This is a genomic window from Hydrogenophaga sp. (assembly GCF_031426985.1).
Lineage (GTDB): Bacteria > Pseudomonadota > Gammaproteobacteria > Burkholderiales > Burkholderiaceae_C > Hydrogenophaga.
The window spans coordinates 1780-2235 of the sequence record NZ_JASJOY010000093.1 but is presented as its reverse complement, the minus strand read 5'-3'; the positions used below and the strand labels follow the sequence as shown (position 1 = coordinate 2235).

Annotated in this window: 1 protein-coding gene; it reads right to left on the bottom strand. The window is 70.8% G+C overall.

Annotated elements, in window-relative coordinates; genetic code table 11:
* A partial coding sequence (locus tag RMP09_RS12000; RefSeq protein WP_310566202.1) for a monovalent cation/H(+) antiporter subunit G occupies positions 1–310 on the bottom strand: 310 nt, incomplete at its 3' end.
* Between the last annotated feature and the right edge of the window lie 146 nt (positions 311–456).

Below are 456 nucleotides of genomic sequence, written 5' to 3'. Positions count from 1 at the left end.
GCGCGCCGCCGTCCGCGCGCGCCGCCGAAGCCGTGGCCGAGCGTGCTACCAGGTAGCAGGCCACCGAGCTGGCGAACAGCACCAGCAGCCAGACCAGCAGCAGCTTAAGTACCTCCTGCGCATTGGCCGCCTGCAACATCAGGCCGGCCACGAGGAAGCACAGGCCGAGGTTGTCGGCCTTGGTCAGCGCATGCAGCCGCGACAACAGGTCGGGCAGCCGCAGCACGCCGACGCTGCCGGCCAGGAAAAACAGTGCGCCGGCGCCGATCAGCGTCAGCGACAGTCCTTCACGCCAGGGGATGCCGGTCATGCTTGCGGCCCCTGTACCGGCCCGTTGACCGGGGTCGGGCCGGTGTCTGGTGGCGACGCCGGTATCGCCTCGGGTGGCGTCACGCCAATGCGCCGCACGAACACCGCACTGGCCACGCTGGCCAGCAGCGCCCACACCAGGGCCAC